Genomic DNA, 5453 nt, shown 5'->3' with positions numbered 1-5453 from the left:
CGATCATCCGCTCAAACTATCTGTTGCCGGGCAATCTGCCGTTTTACGAACTTTCCATGAAGCTGTGGGAAGGATTGGAACAGGATATCAACTACAACGCGATGGTGAGCCAGCGCGGGGTGTTCAATATTTTTCATTCTGATGCGCAGCGTGATGCTTATGCGCGCCGTGGCAATGCGATGCGGCTGCACGGGGTGGATTCCGAACTGGTTGACCTGGCCACGCTGAAGCAAAAGATCCCTTATCTGGACTACAACAATGCCCGCTTCCCGGTTCAGGGCGCGCTGCTGCAAAAGCGTGGCGGCACGGTGCGCCATGATGCGGTGGCCTGGGGCTATGCGCGCGCTGCCTCGCGCCTGGGGGTGGATATCATCCAGAATTGCGAAGTTACGGGCATCCGCCAGGAGAATGGCCGGGCGATCGGCGTTGAGACCACGCGCGGCTATATCGGCGCCAAAAAACTGGGTGTCGCGGTGGCGGGCGCGTCCTCGCTGGTGGCGGCGATGGCGGGGCTGCGCCTGCCCATCGAGAGCCATGCCTTGCAGGCCTTTGTCACCGAGGGGCTGAAGCCGTTGATTGACAACGTGATCACCTTCGGCGCCGGGCATTTTTATATTTCGCAGTCTGACAAAGGGGGTTTGGTGTTTGGCGGCGATATCGACGGTTATAATTCCTACGCCGCGCGGGGTAATCTGCCAACCATCGAGGATGTGTGCGAGGGCGGCATGGCGCTGATGCCGATGATCGGGCGCACCCGCCTGCTGCGCCATTGGGGCGGGATCATGGATATGACGATGGATGGTTCGCCGATCATCGACAAGACGCCTGTTGAAAATCTCTACCTCAATGCCGGCTGGTGCTATGGCGGCTTCAAGGCGACCCCGGCCTCGGGCTTCTGCTTCGCGCATCTGCTGGCGAAGGGCGAGCCGCACGCGGTTGCGGGCGCCTACCGGCTGGACCGTTTTGCCGAGGGCAAACTCATTGATGAGAAAGGGGTCGGCGCCCAGCCGAATCTACACTGATGCGCATCGCCTGTCCGCATTGTGGCCCGCGTGGCCTTGAAGAATTTCTCTACCATGGCGACGCCACGGTGCGCCGCCCGCGCGATGGCGGCGCGGCCCCCACCAAGGAGTGGACCGACTACGTCTACTTCCGCGACAACGCCAACGGCCCGCATGATGAGCTGTGGTATCACAGCGCCGGGTGCCACGCCTGGCTGGTGGTCAGGCGCGATTTGGCGACGCATGAAATTCTTCATGTAAAATCAGCAAGAGACGCCGCATGAGCGCGCATCGCCTCGCCTCCGGCGGTCTGATCGAGCGCGGCCGCAAGCTGAGCTTCAGCTTCGACGGGCAATCCTATCAGGGTTATGCCGGTGATACATTGGCCTCCGCGCTGCTGGCCAACGGTGTGAAGCTTGTTGGCCGGAGCTTCAAATATCACCGCCCGCGCGGCATTCTCTCCGCTGGCTCCGAGGAGCCGAACGCCTTGGTGGAGCTGCGCACCGGCGCGCACCGCGAGCCCAACACGCGCGCCACCGTCGCTGAACTATTCGATGGGCTGGTGGCCACCAGCCAGAACCGCTTCCCCAGCCTGAAGCATGATCTGCTCAGCATCAACGCGCATCTGGCGCCGTTTTTGGCAGCGGGGTTTTATTATAAAACCTTTATGTGGCCGGCCTCCTTCTGGGAGAAACTCTACGAGCCGCTGATCCGCCGCGCCGCCGGTCTGGGCCGCGCCGCCACCCAGCCGGACCCGGATGTTTACGAGAAATCCACTGAATTTTGCGATGTGCTGATCATCGGCGGCGGCGAGGCCGGGCTGGCGGCGGCGCGCGAGGCGGCGCGGACGGGCGGGCGCGTGATCCTCTGCGACGAAGCGGCCATGCTGGGCGGCCAGGCGCTCTCCGATGGCAAGCCGGTTGACCTCTCGGGCCTCGAGACGGTCAAAATCCTTACCCGCACCACGGTTTTTGGCGTTTATGACGGCAGCACCTATGGCGCGCTGCAACGCCTCACCGACCATCTGCCCGCCAGCGCCGCACCGCGCCAGCGCCTCATGAAAATCATCGCCGGGCGCAGCGTGCTTGCCTCCGGCGCGACCGAGCGGCCGCTGGTGTTTGGCAATAACGATCTGCCGGGCGTGATGCTCGCGGGCGCCGTGCGCGCCTATATCCATCGCTACGCCGTCGCCCCCGGCCGTGCCGCCGTGCTGGCGCTCAACCATGATGAAGCGGCGCTCACCATTCCAGCACTCAAGCTGGCAGGCATCAGCATCGCCGCGATTATCGACAACCGCGCGAACAGCTCGCCGCATGTGCGCGCGCTGGCGGCGCAGGCGAACGCGCCGCTGTTCTGCGGCGCGCAGCTCAACCGCGCGATCGGCAAGCTTGAAGTCACAGCCGCGGAAGTTCTTACCGTCAGCGGTACGCTGTTGCGCATTCCCTGCGACCTTATCGCCATGTCAGGCGGCTGGAATCCGGCGCTGCATCTCACCTCGCATCTCAACGATAAACCATCATGGGATGAGACCGCCGCGACCTTCATCCCCGCTGAGCTGCCGCCGGGCATGAGCGTCGCCGGGGCGGCGAGCGGGCGCGGGCTCAACCCCAACATCCTGCCGCTCTGGCGCTCGGGCACCGCGAAGGCAAAAGCCTTTGTAGATTACCAGAACGATGTTGCGGATACTGACATAACGTTAGCAAAGCAGGAAGGCTTTGTCTCCGTCGAGCATCTCAAGCGCTACACCACGCTGGGCATGGCAACCGACCAGGGCAAGACCGCCAATGTGAACGCGCTGGCGTTGATGGCGGCGGCGACCGGCAAGAGCATCCCGGCCACCGGCACCACGCGTTTCCGCCCGCCCTACACGCCGGTCGCCCTTGGCGCGCTCGCGGGGCCGCATCGCGGCAAACATTTCAAGCCCGCGCGGCTCACCCCGACGCATGACTGGGCAACCTCCCAGGGCGCCACCTTCATCGAAACCGGCCTGTGGCTGCGCGCGCAATATTTCGCCCGCGCCGGGGAGGACTGGCTGGCCGCCGTCAGCCGCGAGGTGAACGCGGTGCGCACCGGCGTTGGCATCTGCGATGTCACCACGCTCGGCAAGATCGACATCCAAGGCCCCGATGCGGCGAAGTTCCTCGAATGCGTCTACACAAATGCATGGAGCACCCTGGCCATCGGCCGCGCGCGCTATGGGCTGATGTTGCGCGAGGACGGCATGGTGATGGACGACGGCACCTGCGCGCGCCTGGGTGAACACCATTACGTCATGACCACCACGACCGCGAACGCGGCGAAGGTGATGCAGCATCTTGAATTCTGCCACCAGATTCTCTGGCCGGAACTCGATGTTGCCTTCATCTCCGTCACCGACCAGTGGGCGCAGGTTGCGGTGGCCGGGCCGAAGTCGCGTGCTGTTCTGGAGAAAATTGTCGACGCCCCCTTCGATATCTCCAATGCCGCGTTCCCTTATATGGCGGCAGGGGAACTCAGCATCTGCGGCGGCACCCCGGCGCGGCTGTTCCGTCTCTCATTTTCTGGAGAGCTGGCCTATGAAGTCGCGGTCCCCGCGCGTTACGGCAATGCCCTGGCGCATGCGCTGATGGCAGCCGGCGCGCAGTGGGACATCACCCCCTACGGCACCGAGGCGCTGGGTGTGATGCGCATCGAAAAAGGCCACCCGGCCGGCCCGGAACTGAACGGCCAGACCACCGCGCAGGACCTCGGCATGGGCAAGCTGCTGTCCAAAAAGAAGGATTTTATCGGCCGCGCCCTGGCCGCCCGCCCGGCGCTGACCGACCCCTCCCGCCCCACGCTGGTCGGGCTTAAACCCATTGACCGCGCAACACCTTTTCGCGCGGGCAGCCATCTGCTGCCGCCGGGCGCGCAGGCCAGCGCGAGCAACGACCAGGGTTGGATCACCTCTGCCGCCCTCTCGCCCACGCTCGGCCACCCGATCGCGCTGGCGATGCTGGCCAACGGCCCGGCGCGGCACGGCGAGACCATCCGGGTGTACGATCCGGTGCGCAACGGCGACACGCTGGCCGAGGTCGTGGCGCCGGTGTTTCTTGATCCGCAAGGGAGCCGCCTGCATGCTTGAGGCCGCGAAAAATCCTTATCCCAGCACGGCTTTTGTGCAGGCGCTGGAGCCGCGCCACATCGTCAGCCTCGCCGCGTTCAAAGGCCAGGCCGCCGCGCTGAACCAGGCGCTGGGCATCACCCTGCCGCTCACGCCGCGCCGCATCACCGTGGATAATCTCACCTATTTGTGGTCCGGCCCCGGTGTCTGGCTCGCCATCGGCCCCGCCGCGCCAAACCTTGCCGCCAAAACCAGCAACATCGCCGCTTTCACAGACCAGAGCGACGGCCAGGCCCTCTTCAAAATCTCCGGCCCCTTCGCGCGCGCGATTCTCGCCAAGCTTGTCCCCATTGACCTGCACGAGAGCATTTTTCCAGCGCACGCCGTGGCTCTTACCATCGCCGCGCATATCGGCATCCGGCTATGGCGCGAGGAGGATTGTTTTATCCTCTCCTGCTTCCGCGGTTTTGCCGGCGCGCTGCACCATGCGCTGGGCGAGGCGGCGGCGGAATTCGAGCCCCGGGGTTGAAGCGCCACTTCGCAATTGCCAACATTTGAGGAAACAAGAGATAACATGTCAAAACCGCAATATGTGCTCACCCTCTCCTGCGTCAACCGCCCTGGCATTGTTGCTGCCGTCACCACCTATTTGTTCGAGCAGGGGGCTGACATCCGCGAGGCGCAGCAGTTTGATGACGATGAGACAGGTAAGTTTTTCGCCCGCATCGGCTTCGACCTTGTGACCGGCGCCGGCATTGCCGCCCTGCGGGAAAACTTCAGCGCCATCGCCGAACCATTCAAAATCAATTATGCCATTAACGACCACGCCACGCCGCGCCGCGTGCTGCTGCTGGTCTCCAAATTCGACCATTGCCTGGTTGACCTGCTCTACCGCTGGCGCATCGGCGAACTCGCGATGACGCCCACCGCGATCATCTCCAACCATGGGCCGGAGCATTTTGCCGGTATCGATCTCGCGGGCATCCCCTTTCATTATCTGCCCATCACCAAGGATACCAAGATGGAGCAGGAGAGCCAGATCTGGGCGCTGGTGAAGGAGACCAAGTCGGAACTCGTGGTGCTGGCCCGCTACATGCAAGTGCTCTCCGATGCCCTGGCCTCAAAACTCTCAGGAAAATGCATCAACATTCACCACTCCTTCCTGCCGGGCTTCAAGGGCGCCAAACCCTACCACCAGGCACACACCCGCGGCGTGAAACTCATCGGCGCCACCGGCCACTACGTCACCACCGACCTCGATGAAGGCCCGATCATCGAACAGGACGTCGAACGAATCTCCCACGCCGACACACCAGACGACCTCGTCCGCAAAGGCCGCGACATCGAACGCCGCGTCCTCGCACGCGCCG

Annotated in this window: 5 protein-coding genes; all 5 read left to right on the top strand. The window is 63.8% G+C overall.

The annotated features are described in order from the left end of the window. The coding region (locus QQJ84_RS19265) for a sarcosine oxidase subunit beta family protein (protein WP_284259950.1) at nt 1–1022 on the top strand (1022 nt) is incomplete at its 5' end. Beyond that, the gene (locus QQJ84_RS19260) at nt 1022–1285 is read left to right on the top strand and encodes a sarcosine oxidase subunit delta (RefSeq protein ID WP_284259949.1); all 264 of its coding nucleotides are present in this window, start codon (nt 1022–1024) and stop codon (nt 1283–1285) included. The genes QQJ84_RS19265 and QQJ84_RS19260, both read left to right, overlap by 1 nt. Continuing rightward, nucleotides 1282–4104, top strand: a complete 2823-nt coding sequence (locus QQJ84_RS19255; RefSeq protein WP_284259948.1) for a 2Fe-2S iron-sulfur cluster-binding protein — start codon at nt 1282–1284, stop codon at nt 4102–4104. The genes QQJ84_RS19260 and QQJ84_RS19255 overlap by 4 nt, the downstream gene beginning before the upstream one ends. After that, on the top strand, nt 4097–4612 hold the full coding sequence (locus tag QQJ84_RS19250) for a sarcosine oxidase subunit gamma (protein ID WP_284259947.1): 516 nt from the start codon (nt 4097–4099) through the stop codon (nt 4610–4612). Before QQJ84_RS19255 ends, QQJ84_RS19250 begins: the two co-directional genes overlap by 8 nt. 45 nt (nt 4613–4657) lie before the next feature. Continuing rightward, nucleotides 4658–5453, top strand: a 796-nt coding sequence (gene purU, locus QQJ84_RS19245; protein ID WP_284259946.1) for a formyltetrahydrofolate deformylase, incomplete at its 3' end; no start/stop codon positions are given.

The sequence above is a fragment of the Acidocella aquatica genome, from assembly GCF_030160635.1.
In the GTDB taxonomy this organism is placed as follows: domain Bacteria; phylum Pseudomonadota; class Alphaproteobacteria; order Acetobacterales; family Acetobacteraceae; genus Acidocella; species Acidocella aquatica.
This window is presented reverse-complemented; position numbering and strand designations above follow the sequence as displayed.